The 16,672-nt window shown below is 64.8% G+C and carries 19 protein-coding genes; 14 read left to right on the top strand and 5 right to left on the bottom strand.

The annotated features are described in order from the left end of the window. Positions 1 to 25: 25 nt before the first annotated feature. Entirely contained in the window at positions 26 to 418 is a 393-nt protein-coding gene (locus R5H30_RS12240; protein WP_318328670.1) for a hypothetical protein, read from the bottom strand. 55 nt (positions 419 to 473) lie between these two features. Between R5H30_RS12240 and R5H30_RS12235 the strand changes: the two genes are divergently transcribed. The 10 genes from R5H30_RS12235 (at position 474) to R5H30_RS12190 (ending at position 8,665) form a co-directional block, all read left to right on the top strand. Next, positions 474 to 1,211 (top strand): cytochrome c biogenesis CcdA family protein, encoded by a 738-nt coding sequence (locus tag R5H30_RS12235; protein ID WP_318328789.1) that lies wholly within the window; start codon positions 474 to 476, stop codon positions 1,209 to 1,211. A 15-nt stretch (positions 1,212 to 1,226) separates the two neighbouring features. Beyond that, a complete protein-coding gene (locus tag R5H30_RS12230; RefSeq protein WP_318328669.1) occupies positions 1,227 to 1,790 on the top strand; it encodes a thioredoxin family protein in 564 nt (187 codons plus the stop codon). Positions 1,791 to 1,890: 100 nt separating this feature from the next. After that, entirely contained in the window at positions 1,891 to 2,364 is a 474-nt protein-coding gene (gene soxX / locus R5H30_RS12225) for a sulfur oxidation c-type cytochrome SoxX (protein WP_318328668.1), read from the top strand. A 55-nt stretch (positions 2,365 to 2,419) separates the two neighbouring features. Next, positions 2,420 to 2,836, top strand: coding sequence for a thiosulfate oxidation carrier protein SoxY (gene soxY / locus R5H30_RS12220; protein WP_318328667.1), 417 nt, complete (start codon positions 2,420 to 2,422; stop codon positions 2,834 to 2,836). Positions 2,837 to 2,857: 21 nt separating this feature from the next. Beyond that, positions 2,858 to 3,187: a thiosulfate oxidation carrier complex protein SoxZ gene (gene soxZ / locus R5H30_RS12215; RefSeq protein ID WP_318328666.1), complete on the top strand. Its 330-nt coding sequence runs from the start codon at positions 2,858 to 2,860 to the stop codon at positions 3,185 to 3,187. Between the two features lie 26 nt (positions 3,188 to 3,213). Next, positions 3,214 to 4,068 (top strand): sulfur oxidation c-type cytochrome SoxA, encoded by an 855-nt coding sequence (gene soxA / locus R5H30_RS12210; RefSeq protein ID WP_318328665.1) that lies wholly within the window; start codon positions 3,214 to 3,216, stop codon positions 4,066 to 4,068. Positions 4,069 to 4,151: 83 nt separating this feature from the next. Next, positions 4,152 to 5,855 carry a thiosulfohydrolase SoxB gene (gene soxB, locus R5H30_RS12205; RefSeq protein WP_318328664.1) on the top strand — a complete coding sequence of 568 codons (1,704 nt, stop codon included), beginning with the start codon at positions 4,152 to 4,154 and terminating at the stop codon, positions 5,853 to 5,855. Between the two features lie 25 nt (positions 5,856 to 5,880). Continuing rightward, positions 5,881 to 7,152, top strand: coding sequence for a sulfite dehydrogenase (gene soxC / locus R5H30_RS12200; RefSeq protein ID WP_318328663.1), 1,272 nt, complete (start codon positions 5,881 to 5,883; stop codon positions 7,150 to 7,152). Beyond that, positions 7,136 to 8,155 carry a c-type cytochrome gene (locus R5H30_RS12195; protein WP_318328662.1) on the top strand — a complete coding sequence of 340 codons (1,020 nt, stop codon included), beginning with the start codon at positions 7,136 to 7,138 and terminating at the stop codon, positions 8,153 to 8,155. The genes soxC and R5H30_RS12195 overlap by 17 nt, the downstream gene beginning before the upstream one ends. 72 nt (positions 8,156 to 8,227) lie before the next feature. Further along, positions 8,228 to 8,665, top strand: a complete 438-nt coding sequence (locus tag R5H30_RS12190) for a DUF302 domain-containing protein (RefSeq protein ID WP_318328661.1) — start codon at positions 8,228 to 8,230, stop codon at positions 8,663 to 8,665. A gap of 13 nt (positions 8,666 to 8,678) precedes the next feature. Here R5H30_RS12190 and R5H30_RS12185 read toward each other — a convergent pair whose 3' ends face one another. Both R5H30_RS12185 and R5H30_RS12180 read right to left on the bottom strand, forming a co-directional pair. After that, positions 8,679 to 9,590, bottom strand: a complete 912-nt coding sequence (locus R5H30_RS12185) for an MBL fold metallo-hydrolase (protein ID WP_318328660.1) — start codon at positions 9,588 to 9,590, stop codon at positions 8,679 to 8,681. A gap of 85 nt (positions 9,591 to 9,675) precedes the next feature. Further along, the gene (locus R5H30_RS12180; protein WP_318328659.1) at positions 9,676 to 10,155 is read right to left on the bottom strand and encodes a MarR family winged helix-turn-helix transcriptional regulator; all 480 of its coding nucleotides are present in this window, start codon (positions 10,153 to 10,155) and stop codon (positions 9,676 to 9,678) included. Between the two features lie 320 nt (positions 10,156 to 10,475). On the opposite strand from R5H30_RS12180, the gene ectA reads away from it, so the two are divergent. From ectA to R5H30_RS12160, 4 genes are all read left to right on the top strand, one after another. Continuing rightward, complete coding sequence (gene ectA / locus R5H30_RS12175; protein ID WP_318328658.1) at positions 10,476 to 10,985, top strand: diaminobutyrate acetyltransferase; 510 nt, start codon at positions 10,476 to 10,478, stop codon at positions 10,983 to 10,985. A 64-nt stretch (positions 10,986 to 11,049) separates the two neighbouring features. Beyond that, positions 11,050 to 12,330, top strand: coding sequence for a diaminobutyrate--2-oxoglutarate transaminase (ectB, locus tag R5H30_RS12170; protein WP_318328657.1), 1,281 nt, complete (start codon positions 11,050 to 11,052; stop codon positions 12,328 to 12,330). Between the two features lie 5 nt (positions 12,331 to 12,335). Continuing rightward, positions 12,336 to 12,722: an ectoine synthase gene (locus R5H30_RS12165; RefSeq protein WP_318328656.1), complete on the top strand. Its 387-nt coding sequence runs from the start codon at positions 12,336 to 12,338 to the stop codon at positions 12,720 to 12,722. After that, on the top strand, positions 12,715 to 14,211 hold the full coding sequence (locus R5H30_RS12160) for an aspartate kinase (protein WP_318328655.1): 1,497 nt from the start codon (positions 12,715 to 12,717) through the stop codon (positions 14,209 to 14,211). The genes R5H30_RS12165 and R5H30_RS12160 overlap by 8 nt, the downstream gene beginning before the upstream one ends. Positions 14,212 to 14,250: 39 nt before the next feature. Here R5H30_RS12160 and R5H30_RS12155 read toward each other — a convergent pair whose 3' ends face one another. Together R5H30_RS12155 and R5H30_RS12150 are read right to left on the bottom strand one after the other, a co-directional pair. Then, entirely contained in the window at positions 14,251 to 15,540 is a 1,290-nt protein-coding gene (locus R5H30_RS12155; protein WP_318328654.1) for an NAD(P)H-dependent oxidoreductase, read from the bottom strand. 77 nt (positions 15,541 to 15,617) lie between these two features. After that, positions 15,618 to 16,625: an LLM class flavin-dependent oxidoreductase gene (locus R5H30_RS12150; protein WP_318328653.1), complete on the bottom strand. Its 1,008-nt coding sequence runs from the start codon at positions 16,623 to 16,625 to the stop codon at positions 15,618 to 15,620. Between the last annotated feature and the right edge of the window lie 47 nt (positions 16,626 to 16,672).

The raw sequence follows: 16,672 nt of genomic DNA, 5'->3' as shown, positions 1-16,672 counted from the left end.
CCATCGGCCGGCATTCGTGCGAAGCCTAGCCGCCCGCTGCGGGCAGCACCCTCGCCTCTGTCATCATACGCGCCAGCAGGCCCCAAAAGAAGTCTTCTCCGGGATAGCCCTCGAGCCGCGAAACCTCTGTACCGTCCACCATCAGCACGAAGGTGGGTGTGAAATGGAAGCCGTCCTCGAAGCTCAGGTCGGCGGGCAGGGGATCGTGAATGTCGAGGCGCCGCAAGGGCGCGGCCCGGCCTTCCGCCGTTTGCGGGTACTTGTGCGCCACCTCCTGGTTCCAGCGCGCGCAGTAGTGGCAACCCTGCTGCTCGATCATTAACAACTCGCTGTCCGCAAGCACAGACAGTGCGCTCGCGCAGAGCAGCGCGAGAGATGCGATCAGGTGTCGGAGCGGCATGCGGAGTTGACCGGTCATTTTTGCACAACGTAATATGAATATGTGAATGGCACAAGTTCGGGACACCGCGCGCATGTTCGACGTCACATATGCCGGGGCCGCCTTCGCGGGATTGCTCTCGTTCCTGTCGCCCTGCATACTGCCGATGGTGCCGTTCTATCTCAGCTACCTTGCCGGGGCCGGGATGAACCAGATCTCGGCGACCGCATCCATCGACACGCGTGTCCGTAACCGCGCGGTTCTGTCGGCGATCTTCTTCGCGGCGGGCGTGGTGACGATCTTCATGGGACTCGGGGCCGCAGCGACCACCTTCGGCCAGATCGTCCGCGAATACTTCGACATCCTGCGCTGGAACGCGGCGGCGATCATCCTCGCGATGGGCCTACATTTCCTCGGCGTGATCCGCATCGGGATCCTCTACCGGCAGTTCCGCGCCGAGGTGGGGGAGACCTCGAACCTCAGCCTGCTCGGAGCCTATGTCATCGGTCTTGCCTTCGCCTTCGGCTGGACGCCCTGCGTCGGCCCGGTCCTCGCCGCGATCCTTTTCATGGCGGCAGGGTCCGAGAGCGCGACGCAAGGTGCGCTTCTGCTGTTGGTCTACGGCATCGGGATGACAGCGCCTTTCGTGCTGGCGGCGGCCTTCATCGGCCCTTTCATGCGGTGGATGGTGCGGTTTCGCAGGCACCTCGGCACGATCGAGAAGATCATGGGCGCGCTGCTGGTGCTCTTCGCGGTCCTGATCGCGACGAACTCGATGAACTACATTGGACAATGGATGCTGGAGGTCAGCCCCTTCGGCGCAATCGGATGATCGGAGGTTGAACGGATGAGAAAACTTGCGACGGCCTTGCAGGCCTTGGTTCTGGCGGGCGTTTCGGCTCAGGTGGCGTGGGGCGCCGAACTCGGCGACGACGGTCTGCACAAGGCGGACTGGATGCGTGAGACGTTCAAGGACCTGCGCGAAGACCTTGCCGAAGCGGGGGAAGAGGGCAAGAGGCTGATGCTGCTCGTCGAGCAGCGCGGGTGCATCTACTGCGCCAAGATGCACGAGGAGGTCTTTCCGATGCCCGAGATCGAGGCGCTGATCGAAGAAACCTATTTTGTCGTGCAGCTCAACATGTTCGGCGACGTCGAGGTCATCGACTTCGACGGCGAAGCGCTGCCGGAAAAGGACATGGTGCGCAAATGGAACGTGCTGTTCACGCCAACCGCGATGTTCTTTCCCGAAACGGTGCCCGAAGACGTGACCGCGGACCGGGCGGCCGTTGCGGTGATGCCGGGAGCGTTCTCGGCCAGCACGACGATGCACCTTCTGGAATGGGTACGCGACGCCGGCTACGAAAACGGGGAGACCTTCCAGAAGTACCACGCCCGGCGGCTCGAGCAGTGAGGGTCGCCGACCAAAAATTCAAGAAACTGAATTTATTGTTGCGTCGCGCGGAAACCATGCGCTAGGCTGGCCTTCGAAAAGACATGCTGCGGGAGGACACATGAGACTTTTCCAGGCCACAGCGCTCTTCGCCGCGCTGGCGTCGACGGCCGCGTTCGCCGCCGAGATCGCCCCGACAGAGGTTAGCTATGAGGATGGCGCGGTCTCGGCGCCGCTGTCCGCCCAGCCGGGAGATGCCGCCAATGGCCGTGTGATCGTCGGCGACAAGAGCCAGGGCAACTGCGTGGCCTGTCACGCGGTGTCCGACCTGTCCGACGTGCCGTTCCACGGCGAGATCGGACCGCCGCTCGATGGTGCGGGCGATCGCTGGAGTGAGGCGGAGTTGCGCGGGATCGTGTCAAACGCCAAGATGATGTTCCCGGAGTCGATGATGCCGTCGTTCTACAAGACCGAAGGCTTCGTCCGGCCGGGCAATGCCTATACCGGCGACGCGGCAGACGACACCTTCGGGCCGATCCTGACCGCGCAGCAGATCGAGGATGTCGTGGCCTATCTCGCGACGCTCAAGGAATGACGGGACAGTCTGCCAGGCAGGTGTCCGGATCACAGTATATCAGGAGGCTTTCAGCATGAGGCTGACAAGACGCAAGGCAATCATCGCGGGCGCGGGCGCCTTTGCCGCCATCGGCATGCCGCTTCGCCTGTTCGCGGCCGCAGAGGACGAAATCGCGGCCTTCACCGGCGGCGCGGATATCGTGGAGGGGGGCGTGACGCTCACCGCTCCTGAGATCGCCGAGAACGGCAACACGGTGCCGATCGAGGTCGCCGCCGAGGGCGCGGCCGAGATCATGGTGCTGGCGCTCGGCAACCCGGTGCCGCCCGTGGCCACGTTCAAGTTCGGCCCGCTGGCCGGGTCGCGCGCGGCCTCGACGCGTATCAGGCTGGCCCAGACGCAGGACGTGGTCGCCATCGCCCGGATGGAGGATGGCACGTTCCACCGCGCCACCGCCACGATCAAGGTCACCATCGGCGGCTGCGGCGGCTGATCGAGTTCAGGGAGACAGGACATGGCTTCAGGTGTGAAACCCCGGGTGAAAGTCCCGAAAACCGCATCCGCTGGCGAGACGATCACCATCAAGACGCTGATCAGCCACCAGATGGAATCCGGTCAGCGCAAGGATGACGACGGCAACGTCATCCCGCGCTCGATCATCAATCGCTTCACCGCAGACTTCAACGGCGAGAACGTCATCGACGTGGCGATGGAACCGGCGATCTCGACGAACCCGTATTTCGAATTCGAGGCGGTCGTGCCGGAGGCGGGTGAATTCACATTCACCTGGTACGACGACGACGGGTCCGTTTACGAGGAAAAGCAGGCGATCGAGATCGGCTGAGCGGCGGTACAACGGGGAGGCGCACGATGGACAGACTGAAGGCTGCGGCTGCTGCGGCGGGGGCGATCTTCGCCTGTGCCGGGCTGGCGATGGCGGAACCGGTGGACGACACGCTCACCATCAACGACGAGATCGAGGTGACGGTGCGTGCCGCGGCCCCGGCGCACCTCGAGGGCGCGCTCGACGAGGTGATGTCGGGATGGCTCTTCCGCGAGGACGAGACCCGCGAGATGGAGCGGGACGACTTCGACAACCCGGGCATGATCTTCGTCGAACAGGCGCGCGACGTCTGGAACGCGGCCGACGGATCCGAGGGCAAGTCGTGCGCGGATTGCCACAACGATCCCGAGTCCATGGCGGATGTGCGCCCGGTCTATCCGAAGTGGAACGAGGCGGCGGGCGAGGTCCGGACGCTTGAGATGCAGATCAACGATTGCCGCGAGACGCGGATGGGGGCCGAACCCTGGAAATACACCGGGGGCGACATGGTCAACATGACCGCCTTGCTGTCCTCGGTGGCCCGGGGCAAGCCAGTGAACGTGGCGATCGACGGACCGGCCCAGTCGACCTGGGAACAGGGCAAGGAGATCTACTATACCCGGTATGGCCAGCTCGAGCTCGCCTGCGCGAATTGCCACGAGGACAACTACGGCAACATGATCCGCGCCGACCACCTCAGCCAGGGCCAGATCAACGGCTTCCCGGTCTACCGGCTCAAGAATACCAAGCTTAATTCGGCCCATGCGCGCTTCAAGGGCTGCATTCGCGACACCCGCGCCGAGACCTTCTCGCCCGGCAGCCCGGAATTCGTGGCTCTCGAACTTTATGTCGCGTCGCGCGGAAACGGGCTCGGCATCGAAGGTCCGGCCGTCCGAAACTGACACTGAGAGAGGCCTTCCGCCGACGCGGAGGGCCTTTTTCGCAGCTTATTCATTCATAAATTCGCATGTGAACAGAGGATGCCATGATCTCACGCCGCGATTTCCTGCAAACCGGAATGGCCGCCGCCGCGATCTACGGCGCGGCGGGGGTCGGCAACTGGTCGAGGCTCGCGGCCCAGCAGATGATGTCCGAGGACGACCTGCTGGCCTTCGAGACCTACGGAAATGTCACGCTGATGCATGTCACCGACCTGCACGCGCAGCTCAAGCCGATCTTCTTCCGCGAACCAGAGGTCAACATCGGCGTCGGCGAAAGCCGCGGAAAGGTTCCGCACCTGACCGGAGCAGACTTCCGCAAGCTTTACGGCATCGAGGCCGGAAGCCCGCGCCAATACGCGCTCACCTACGAGGATTTCTCGGCGCTGGGCAAGGCCTACGGTCGCGTCGGCGGACTGGACCGCGTCGCGACGGTGCTCACGCGCATCCGCGCCGATCGTCCCGACGCCCTGCTGCTGGATGGCGGCGATACCTGGCACGGCAGTTACACCTGTCACCAGACGAAAGGGCAGGACGTGGTGGATGCGATGAACGCGCTGAAGCCCGACGCCATGACGTTTCACTGGGAATTCACCCTTGGCAGCGACCGGGTAGCGGAACTGGTCGAGAGCCTGCCGTTCGCTGCGCTGGGTCAGAACATCTTCGACGCCGAATGGGATGAACCGGCCGAACTTTTCAGGCCTTACGAGATGTTCGAGCGCGGTGGCGTCAAGATCGCGGTGATCGGGCAGGCCTTTCCCTACATGCCGATTGCCAATCCGGGCTGGATGTTTCCGGAATACAGTTTCGGCATCCGCGACGAGCACATGCAGGAGATGGTCGACGAGGTGCGCGCCGCCGGAGCGGAACTTGTCGTCTGTCTCAGCCACAACGGGTTCGACACGGACCGCAAGATGGCCGGCGTGGTCAGCGGCATCGACGTGATCCTGTCGGGCCACACTCATGACGCCTTGCCCGAACCGGTACAGGTCGGCGAGACAATCGTCATCGCCTCGGGCTCGAACGGCAAGTTCGTCAGCCGGGTCGATCTCGACGTGCGCGACGGTCGCATGATGGGGTTCCGGCACAAGCTGATCCCGATCTTCTCGGATGTCATCGCGCCTGACCCGGAGATGACGGCGCTTATCAACGCGCAGCGCGCGCCTTTCGAGGCCAAGTTGACCGAGGTGATCGGGCATACAGGCCCCGGGCAGCTGCTTTATCGCCGGGGCAACTTCAACGGCACCTGGGACGACCTGATCTGCGACGCGATGCTGTCGCAGCGCGACGCCGAGATCGCGCTGTCGCCCGGCGTCCGCTGGGGACCTTCGATCCTGCCGGGACAGCAGATCACGCGCGAGGATATCTGGAACGTGACCGCGCTAAGCTACCCGGAGGTTTATCGGACCGAGATGACCGGCGAATTTTTGAAGGTGGTCCTCGAGGACGTGGCCGACAACATCTTCAATCCCGACCCCTACTACCAGCAGGGCGGCGACATGGTGCGTGTCGGCGGGCTAGGTTACCGGATCGACGTGCGCAAGCCGCAGGGTGCGCGGATCAGCGACATGGTGCTTCTGAAAACCGGAGAGGCCATCGACCCGGCCAAGTCCTACCAGGTCGCCGGCTGGGCATCGGTCAACGAGGGCACCGAGGGTCCGCCGATCTGGGACGTGGTCGAGGCCCATGTGCGCGCGCTCGGCACCGTCGAGATCGACCCGAACACCAGCGTCGCCGTCGAGGGTGCGTGACGCCGCCGGAAGGGAGGAGGCAGACATGTCAGGGCAGAAGCCACCGAATACCGCGAACCGGCGTGCCTTCCTGCGCGGCGCGGCCGCAAGCACGCTTGGTGCGGTAGCCGCGGGGCGTGCCGTCGCAGACGATCCCGATCCGCTGATCACGGAACTGCAACCCTGGGCGCAGGGGCTTGGCGACGGGGTCGACGCCACGCCTTACGGGCTGCCGATCCGCTACGAGAGTGACGTGATCCGGCGCAACGTGCCGTGGCTCACCGCCGACACGATCAGCTCGGTCAACTTCACGCCGATCCACGCGCTCGACGGCACCATCACGCCGCAGGGCTGCGCCTTCGAACGCCACCACTCGGGCGCGATCGAACTGCGCAAGGAGGATTACCGCCTGATGATCAACGGTCTCGTCGAACGGCCGCTGGTCTTTTCCTATGCCGATCTCGAGCGCTTTCCTCGGGAAACCCATGTCTATTTCTGCGAGTGCGCGGCCAATACCGGCATGGAATGGGCCGGCGCGCAGCTGAACGGGGCGCAGTTCACCCACGGCATGATCCACAACATGGAATACACCGGCGTACCCCTGCGCACGCTTCTGCAAGAGGCCGGCTATGACGCGTCCGCCAAGTGGATCTTCGTGGAAGGTGCCGACGCCTCCTCGAACGGACGCTCGATCCCAATGGAGAAGGCGCTCGACGATGTGTTTGTCGCCTTCAAGGCCAACGGCGAGGCGCTGCGCAAGGAACACGGCTACCCGGCGCGGCTTGTCGTTCCGGGCTGGGAGGGAAATCTCTGGGTCAAGTGGCTCCGCCGGGTCGAGGTCATCGACCGGCCGGTCGAAAGCCGCGAAGAAACCTCGAAATACACGGACACACTGGCCGACGGCACGAGCCGCAAGTGGACCTGGGCGATGGACGCGAAATCCGTCATCACCAGCCCGTCGCCGCAATCCCCGATCACCCACGGACACGGGCCGCTGGTCATCAGCGGACTCGCGTGGTCTGGTCGCGGTGCGATCGCGCGCGTCGACGTCAGCAAGGATGGCGGCATCACCTGGGAGACCGCGCGTCTCGCTAGGCCCGGCGAGAAGATGGCCCTGACGCGGTTCTACCTCGATACCAGTTGGTCGGGCGAGGAGATGTTGCTCCAGTCCCGGGCGATGGATGACACCGGATATGTGCAACCAACCAAGGCGCAATTGCGGGCCATGCGCGGCGAGAACTCGATTTACCACAACAATGGCATCCAGACTTGGTGGGTGCGCGCGACCGGGGAGGCGGAGAATGTTGAGGTGTCTTGAACTGGCATTGGTCGCAAGCCTGCTGGCCACCCCGACGCTGTCGCAGGGCTTCGGGCTTGGCCGGCCGGCCCTGCCCGAGGAGATCGCGGCCTGGGATCTCGACATCCTGCCCGACGGCACCGGGCTTCCGGAGGGCGCGTCCGATGCGCTGGCGGGCGAAGAGGTCTTTGCCGAGAAATGCGCGGTCTGCCACGGCGATTTCGCCGAAGGGCTCGGCAACTGGCCGGAGTTGGCCGGCGGGCAGGGCACGCTCGACCGCAAGGATCCGGTCAAGACGGTGGGATCCTACTGGCCTTACCTGTCCACCGTCGTCGATTACGTCCGGCGCTCGATGCCGTTCGGGGATGCCGGAACCCTTAGCGACGACGAAGTTTACGGCGTGGTCGCCTACATCCTTTATTCGAACGACCTCGTGGACGAGACGTTCGTTTTGTCGAAGGACAGTTTCGCCGGCGTCGAGATGCCGAACGCTGACGGCTTCTTTGTCGACGACCGGGCCGAGACCGAGTACCCGAAATGGACCCGCGACCCTTGCATGGCGACATGCAAGGAGGGCGTCGAGGTGACGATGCGCGCACGGGTGCTCGATGTGACGCCCGAGGACGTCGCGGAGACCTCCGAGGCCGCGACTGCGGATACCGCGGAGGTCGAAAACGCCGCCGCCACACCGACGGCTCTCGACCCGGCGCTGGTCGCGCGGGGCGAGACCGTGTTTCGCAAGTGCAAGTCGTGCCACAAGGTCGGCGCGGGCGCCCGCAACGGCGCTGGCCCTGCGCTGAGCGCGGTGCTCGGACATCCAATGGGCCGCGTCGACGGGTTCAGGTATTCCAAACCCATGGCCGCCGCGGGGGCCGAAGGGCGCATCTGGGACGAGGAGACTCTTTCCGCGTTTCTTGAAAACCCGCGGGACTACATGAAGGGAACGCGCATGGGCTTCGCCGGCCTGAAAAAGGCCGAGGAGCGCGCGGCGGTAATCGCCTACCTGCGATCCCTGGGAGAATAACCCCAGGGTTTCGAGGGAGTACATGATGCGCGGGACGATGTTGCCGGATCACGGCAGCCAAGGGAGGATGTCATGACGAAACGCGTATTCGCACTTGCAGTGGCGATACTGGCAGGAACGGCTCCGGTGCGTTCACAGGAGGCGACTACCTACTCGTACGATGGCAGTTTCGAGGACGCGACCTTCAGCGTCGAGACCGCGATCGTAAACAAGGGTCTGGTCGTGGACTGGGTCAGCCACGTCGGCGAGATGCTGAACCGGACCAGGGAAGACGTGGGCGGCGGCGAAACGATCTTCGATGCCGCGGACGTTTTCCTGTTCTGCTCGGCAGTGGTCTCGCGGAGCGTGATGGAGGCTGACCCGATGAACATCCAGCATTGCCCCTACGGCATCTTCGTTACCGACAAGGACGGAGAGGTGACGATCGGTTACAGCCGCTATCCCGAAGGCGCGATGCAGGAGGTGCAGGCACTTCTCGACGAGATCGCACGGGAGGCGGTGGAAAACTGATCCGCAAGGTCGGTCAGAGGTCGGTCCGGAAAACGAATCCGTCAGCGCCTTTCTCGATCCGTCCCAACCCGCCCTCGAAATGAAAGCCGATCATCGGGATCTGGCGCTCGGCGATTTCGTTGACAAGCGCGACGCGGGTCTCGGCGCCGCGTGCCATGTCTTGGTCGGCCCCGGATGGCCAGCTGGGGCGGGCGAGCGCCACATGATCGTTGCCGATGGCATCCCCGACCACCATCAGCACGCTGCCGTTCACCGCGATTTCGAAGGACATATGACCCGGCGTGTGGCCAAAGCTTGCGCGGGCCGCGACGCCGGGCAGGATTTCAGCACCGTCACCGAAAACCGTCAGGTCCGGTTCGATCTCGCGCAGGCGTCGTTCGGCCCCGACGGCAAAGGACTGGCGGTCCGCTCCGATCGTCTCGACCGTCGTCGGATCGGTCCAGTAATCCCATTCGTCCTGCCCGATCATATACCGGGCATTGGGGAACAACGGGTCTCCGAAATCGTCCGACAGACCCCACAGGTGGTCGGGATGGGCATGGGTGAAAACCACATCCGTCACGTCACCGGGCTGCACCCCGATCGCGTCCAGCGACGTCTGCAGCGCTCCGGCCGTCGGCTGGAAGTTCGGACCCGCACCGACGTCGAACAATACGGTGCGCCCGTCATGGCGCAGCAGGGTGACGTTGCATGGCGGCGCGAGGGCTGCCGGATCGGTGCCTGTCCGCGCGAGAAGGACTGCCAGTTCGTCTTGCGGCATCGGGTCGAAAACGAATGATCCCGGCAGTCTCAGCGAGCCGTCGCTGACGACGTCGACACGGGCCGCGCCGAGGTCGATCTGCGCGTGCAACAGGCGGGGAACGAACAGCAATGCGCCCGAGGCCAGCCCGGTGCCAAGGACAGTGCGGCGGGTGACTGAAGTCATGAAGGCGGCCCAATCATATAGAGATAATGGAATGTGTCATTGGCAGCCGCCCGGGGCAAGCCCGACGTTTGTGCACTGTGCAAGGTCAGTCGCGCTCTTCTCGGAAATCGCCCAGGTCAAGCACGGGGGAGGCGTCGAACTCGGACGAGTCGAGCATCGACGCAACACGTTCCAGCACCGCGACCACCATCGACTGCTCCCAGCTTTCCAGCGCCTCGAACTTTTTGACGTAGCGCTGCTGTAAAGGGTCCGGTGCCGTGTCCACCGCCGTAAGACCGGCCTCGGTAATGACGATGTTCGTCACCCGGCGGTCGGTCGAGGAGGGCTCGCGCGTGACCAGCTTCTTCTTCTCGAGCCGGTCGACCAGCGAACTCATCGTGGCCTGGCTGACCCCCATCCTCGTGCTGATCTCCTTGGCGGTGGCATGGCCCGATTCGGCCACGATCTGAAGGGCGCGGATCTGCACCGCGGTGAGCCCGGCGGCCTTGGCCAACTCACGCCCGTAAAGTTCGGTCGAGCGCAGAATGCGGCGCAGCGCGATCAGGCTGTGGTCTGTGCGGTCCATAGGGCTCCGTCGCGGCAGGTTGCGGGGTCGGCGTCTGCCGGTCCCGGGGCGTGGCCCGAAGAGGCTATACCATGACGCGACGTCGCGTCTATTGGTGTCGATAAAGTGAACGTCAACGGTTTTATGTTTAGCCATGCGATGCAGATAACCCGTGTTTTCGAGATTTCAAACGCTGGAGTTTGAAGAAAATGGCGCGTTTTGCAGGATTCTGTCAAAAGGCTTGAAACCAAGTCGAGGGGTATATAGTTAGCAAGGCGAATAGAAAAGGTTAGCAATGCTAACTGAAATGAGCAAAGCGAGGATTCCACGTGCCAAGAGACATGACCGAAACGGAAATCATGTTGCGGACCCCCACCGCCGAGGACGGTTCGCTGGTCTGGCAACTGGTGCGCGACTGCAAGCCGCTCGACGAGAACTCGATGTATTGCAACGTGATCCAGTGCGATCACTTCGGAGACACCTGCGTTCTGGCCGAGATGGACAACCAGCCGGTCGGCTGGATCTCCGCCTATATTCGCCCGGATGACCCGGAAACGCTGTTCGTCTGGCAGGTCGCCGTCTCGCCTCTCGCGCGCGGGCGCGGGCTCGGCCGCAAGATGCTGCTCGACCTCGTCGGACGCGATGCCTGCGCCGGGGTCACCCAAATCCAGACGACAATCACGCGCGACAACAACGCGTCTTGGGGTCTATTCACCGGGTTCGCCGAACGTCACGGCGCGGACATGGAACGCGAGGCGCATTTCACGTCGGAGGACCATTTCGACGGCACCGCCAAAACCGAGCACCTGGTGACGATCCCGCTGGCCGAGGCGCTCGACGCCGCGGCCTGAAACTATCCCGACATTCGTATCACGCGCCTGGACGAGGCGCCGCAATCCCCCACCGGAGGACCAGATGACGACCGAAACCCACAAACACACAATCGAGCGCCGCGAAAGCGAAGTGCGCTCCTACTGCCGTTCGTTCGATACCGTTTTCACCCGCGCCAGTGGAAGCAGCCTGTTCGATGCGGACGGGCATGAGTACACCGACTTTCTCGCAGGCTGCTCGTCGCTGAACTACGGCCACAACGATCCCGACATGAAGGCCGCGCTGATTGAGCATATCGCCGCTGATGGCATCGCCCACGGGCTCGACATGATCACCGACACCAAGGCCGCGTTCATGCGCGCCTTCGAAGAGATCGTGCTCGAACCGCGCGGCATGGATCACAAGATCATGATGGTCGGACCGACCGGGACCAATGCCGTCGAGGCCGCGCTCAAGATCGCGCGCAAGACCACCGGGCGGCGCAACGTGGTGGCCTTCACCAACGGCTTTCACGGCATGACGCTGGGCGCACTGGCGCTGACTGGCAATGCCGGCAAACGTGCGGGCTCGGGCGGCGTATCGCTCAACGACGTGACGCGCCTGCCCTACGAGGGCACTATGGAGGGCGTGGACACGCTCGCCTTTGCCCGCGACATGCTATCGAACCCGTCGAGCGGTATCGACGCGCCCGCGGCTTTCATCCTCGAAACCGTGCAGGGCGAGGGCGGTCTCAACGCCGTCAGCAAGGAGTGGCTGCAGGGCATCTCGGCGCTTGCCAAGGAGCATGGCGCGCTGCTGATCGTCGATGACATCCAGGCCGGGATCGGCCGCACCGGCGGCTTCTTCTCGTTCGATGATTTCGGCGTCGAGCCGGACATCGTCACAATGGCCAAGTCGCTGTCGGGCATGGGCCTGCCCTTCGCCGCGGTGCTGCTGAAGCCCGAACTCGACGTCTGGAAGCCGGCAGAACACAACGGCACGTTCCGCGGCAACACCCATGCCTTCGTCACCGCCCGCGTCGCGCTCGAAAAGTTCTGGAAGGACGATACCTTCAGGACCGAGGTCGCCGACAAGGCGCAGGTACTCGAACGGCGGCTGGGCGAGATCGCGCAGATGGTGCCCGGCAGCCGGCTCAAGGGCCGCGGCATGATGCGCGGCATCGATGTCGGCAGCGGCGATCTGGCCGGGGCGATCTGCGCCGAGGCCTTCCGCAACGGCCTCGTGATCGAAACCTCTGGGGCCGAGGACGAGGTGGTCAAGGTGCTCGCGCCGCTGACCACGCCGATGGAGCAATTCGAAAAAGGACTGGACACGCTCGAGGCCGCCGTGCGCGCCTCGACGCAGATGTCCATCGCAGCGGAGTAACAGACATGATCGTGAGAGATTTCAACGAGTTGAAGAATACCGACCGCGCGGTATCGGACGCACAGTGGACATCCGTGCGGATGCTGCTGGCAGACGACAAGATGGGCTTCTCGTTCCATATCACCACGCTGAAAGGCGGCTCGGAACACACCTTCGAATACAAGCACCATTTCGAGAGTGTCTACTGCATCTCCGGGCGCGGCTCGATCACCGACCTCGCCACGGGCGAGACTCACGAGATCACGCCCGGTGTGATGTATGCGCTGAACCTGCACGACAAGCACACGCTGCGCGCCGATGAGGAACTGGTCATGGCGTGCTGCTTCAACCCGCCGGTCACCGGTACCGAAGTCCACCAGGAAGACGGAAGCTATGCCCCGGCAGATGCCTGAAACCATGCAAGACGAGACCAGACCCCAAGGTGACCACACCGTCGAGAAGATCGGCGGCACCTCGATGTCGCGCCTGCCGGAACTGGTCGACACGCTTTTCGTGGGCGACCGCACCGGCAGAGATCTCTACCAGAGAATCTTCGTGGTGTCGGCTTTCGGCGGCATCACCGACCTGCTGCTTGAGCACAAGAAGACCGGCGAGGCGGGCGTCTTCGCCCATTTCGCGGGATCGGACAGCGACCACGCCTGGCTCGACGCTTTGAGCGCCGTGTTGCGCGCGATGTGCGAGGCGCACGATCAGGTGCTGGATCATCCGGCGGACCGGTCGGCGGCCAGCGACTTCGTGCGCGAGCGGATCGAAGGCGCGCGGTCGTGCCTGATCGACCTGCAGCGGATTTGTTCCTACGGACATTTCCGGCTCGACCGGCACCTGTCGCTGATCCGGGAACTGCTGTCGGGACTGGGCGAGGCCCATTCGGCTTTCGTCGCCACGTTGCTGCTGCAGCGCAAGGGCATCTCGGCCCGGTTTGTCGACCTGTCCGGCTGGCGTGACGAGGGCGACCACGATCTCGACGGGCGCATTGCGGCGGGGCTCGACGGTGTCGATCTGGCGACGGAACTTCCCATCGTGACCGGGTATGCCCAGTGCTCGGAAGGTCTGATGCAGGAATACGACCGGGGATACTCCGAGGTCACCTTCAGCCGCATCGCGGCTGTGACCGGCGCGCGCGAGGCGGTGATTCACAAGGAATTTCACCTCTCATCCGCCGACCCCAAGCTGGTCGGTGCCGACAAGGTGCGCAAGGTGGGACACACCAATTACGACGTGGCGGATCAGTTGTCGAACATGGGCATGGAGGCGATCCACCCGAAGGCCGGCAAGACCCTGCGCCAGGCGGGCATCCCGCTGCGCGTCACGAATGCCTTCGAGCCCGAAGACCTGGGCACGCTGATCGAGGATTTCCCGTCGCGCCGGGCCACGGCCGAGGTCATCACCGGCCTCAACGTCTACGCGCTGGAACTCTTCGAGCAGGACATGGTCGGCGCCAAGGGCTACGACGCAACGATCCTCGATGCCCTCACGCGGCACAGATTGCGGATCGTGTCGAAGTTGTCGAACGCCAATACGATCGTGCATTTCGTGGATGCACCGTTGTCGGCGATCCGCAAGGTCGAGAACGATCTGCATGGCACCTATCCGCAGGCCGACGTCAACGTCCGGTCGCTGTCGATCGTCTCGGTGATCGGCCAAAACATGGAAGGGCTGCGGATTCTGTCGCGCGGTCTGTCGCTGCTTGAGGACGCCGGGGTCGAGCCTCTGGCGGTTCACCAGACCACGCGCAGTGTCGACGTGCAGTTCGCCGTCCAGCGCGAGGATCTCGACCGCGCAATCGTCGCCCTGCATGCTTTGGTCGAGGAAGACCAGGCCTCTCAGGAAGAAGAGTTCGGCACCGCGCCCGATCCACTGGAAGCGCGCGCCGCCGCGTGAATGCCAGGCAAACGGCTGCCCCGTCGGGCGGCCGTTTTCTTACCCGGCGAGCTGGCGATAATGCGCTGTCACCGCGTCGGCCGCGTCGATCTTCACATCATCGAAGCACAGCACCGCCCCGGCGGCCACATCGCGGGCCAGCGGGATGCCATGCGCAAGACCGATCGGCAGCACGCCCGCGGCCCCGTCGAGTGGCATTGCCTTGCCCCAGACAGTATATCCGCCTTCACCGTCGAGCATCTCGCCGGCCTTGAGATCGCGCTTGGCGACCGCACCGACGGTTCCGCGCATCTCGCGGGTACACCCGGTGGGTTCACCGCGCAGCGCGGCGCTCAGCACCGAAACGGACAGTTCCAGCCCGATGAGGTGAAAGGGCTTGTACATCGCGGCGAACCGCCCCGTGTCGTCGGTCGGCAGGCCGTATTGCCGGAAGCAGGCCGCGGCATAGTCGTTCGGGGCTTCCAGCACGACGTAGACGCCCCACCGCAGGTCGCGGAACACCGGGCGGCCGTCACGCTCGAGCGATGAGATGCATTCGACCATCCCGCGCCCTTCGAGCTGCCCGCCGATTTCGCGCGGGCGCAGCACATGGGCAAGGTCGTCGACCCCGCAGGGCGGGAAGCTGAGGCCCGCCTTCGGCACGGTCAGACCGCAAGCATTGGCGATGGCGACCATCTCAATGGCGCTTTTGGTGCCGTCGAGAAACGAATTGAACATCTGCGGGTTCATGCCCGCGCGCTTCGCCTCGTCCGCCGTCAGCCCGTAATGCTGCCAGACCCCGTCCGGCGTCACGGAATGGTATGCGGGCAGGTACTTCGTGCCCTTTCCGGCGGCGGCAACCTCGAAGCCCGCCGCGCGCGCCCAGTCGACCATCTCGGCGACAAGCGCGGGCTGGTCGCCATAGGCCATCGAATAGACCACGCCTGCCGCTGCGGCCTCGCGGGCGAGGGCGGCACCCACCAGCACGTCGGCCTCGACATTGACCATGACGATGTGCTTGCCGGCCGCGATGGCGGCGCGGGCATGGGCGATGCCGGCGCGCGGGTTGCCCGTCGCTTCGATCACCACGTCGACATCGTCGCGCTTCGCCAGCGCCGTGCCGTCCTCGATGAAGGCCGTGGCGTCGATGCGCGCGTCCTCCCAGCCGACCGAGCGGCAGGCGGTGCGTGCCCGCCCGGTATCAAGATCGGCGATGGCCGAAACTTCGAGCCCTGCAATCGTCGGGACCTGGCTGAGGAACATCGACCCGAACTTGCCGGCCCCGATCAGCCCGGCGCGCACGGACGCGCCGCGGTCCGCCGCCTCGGCGGCCAGTCGTGCCAGGTTCATGCCGTATCCCTCCCGCTTCGCTCAGAAGCCGAGAGAACCATGCGCGGCGCGGCAAGGCAAACCCCTGACGCAATGCGTCAGGCCGCGGCGTCTGCCTCGACCAGGTCGGCCAACGCCTCGGCGGCGATGTCGAAGGACCGGATCCGCGCGACCGGATCGTGGATCATGCCGGTCACCATCAGCTCGTCGGGCTGATGCGCGGCAACGATCTCGCCAAGTTGCCGCCGCACGGTTTCGGGCGATCCGGTGGCCGAGCACGAGAGCGCCTGGTTCACCTGCGCCAGCACGGCAGGCGGGATCTCCGTGCCGATGTCCGCGACCGGTCGCGGCAGTTTGCCCGGGCGCCCCGAGCGCAGCCGCGCGAAGGCCAGAAGCTGCGAAGAGCGCAGGTGGGCGGCCTCGTCATCGCTCGGCGCCGCACAGACGCCGGCGGCGACCATCACGTATGGCCGGTCAAGGAAGGCCGAAGGGCGGAAGTTCTCGCGGTAGACATGCAGCGCCTCTGTCAGCATCGCCGGGGCGAAATGCGAGGCGAAGGCATAGGGCAGCCCGAGATGCGCGGCGAGCTGCGCACCGAAAAGGCTGGAGCCGAGGATCCAGATCGGAACCTGCGTGCCCGCGCCGGGGATCGCGCGGACCGGCTGGCCGTCCTCGGCGGGGCCGAGGAAACCAAGCAGTTCCACGACATCCTGCGGGAAGGTGTCGGCCTGCTGGGCGTAGCGGCGCAGGGCGCGCATCGTCGCCCCGTCGGTGCCGGGCGCGCGCCCGAGGCCGAGGTCGATGCGCCCGGGGTAGAGCGTCGCCAGCGTGCCGAACTGTTCGGCCACGACCAGCGGGGCATGGTTCGGCAGCATGATCCCGCCGGCGCCGACGCGAATGGTGTGCGTGGCACCAGCGACATGGCCGATCACCACGGAAGTCGCGGCGCTGGCGATGCCGGGCATGTTGTGATGCTCGGCCAGCCAGAAGCGGTGATAGCCCGCGCGTTCGGCGGCCTGCGCCAGTGTGACCGTGTTGGCCAGCGCCTCGGACACATCATGGCCTTCGGGGACGGGGGACAGATCGAGAAGGGAAAAACGTTGCATGGCGGGCTCCGGTGTCACCGGAACCTATGCACGCAACCCTCGCGATC

The organism is Roseobacter sp. FCG-D35, assembly GCF_033436665.1.
In the GTDB taxonomy this organism is placed as follows: domain Bacteria; phylum Pseudomonadota; class Alphaproteobacteria; order Rhodobacterales; family Rhodobacteraceae; genus JAWQFO01.
The sequence above is the reverse complement of the archived record's forward strand: the minus strand, read 5'-3'. Positions and strand labels throughout refer to the sequence as shown.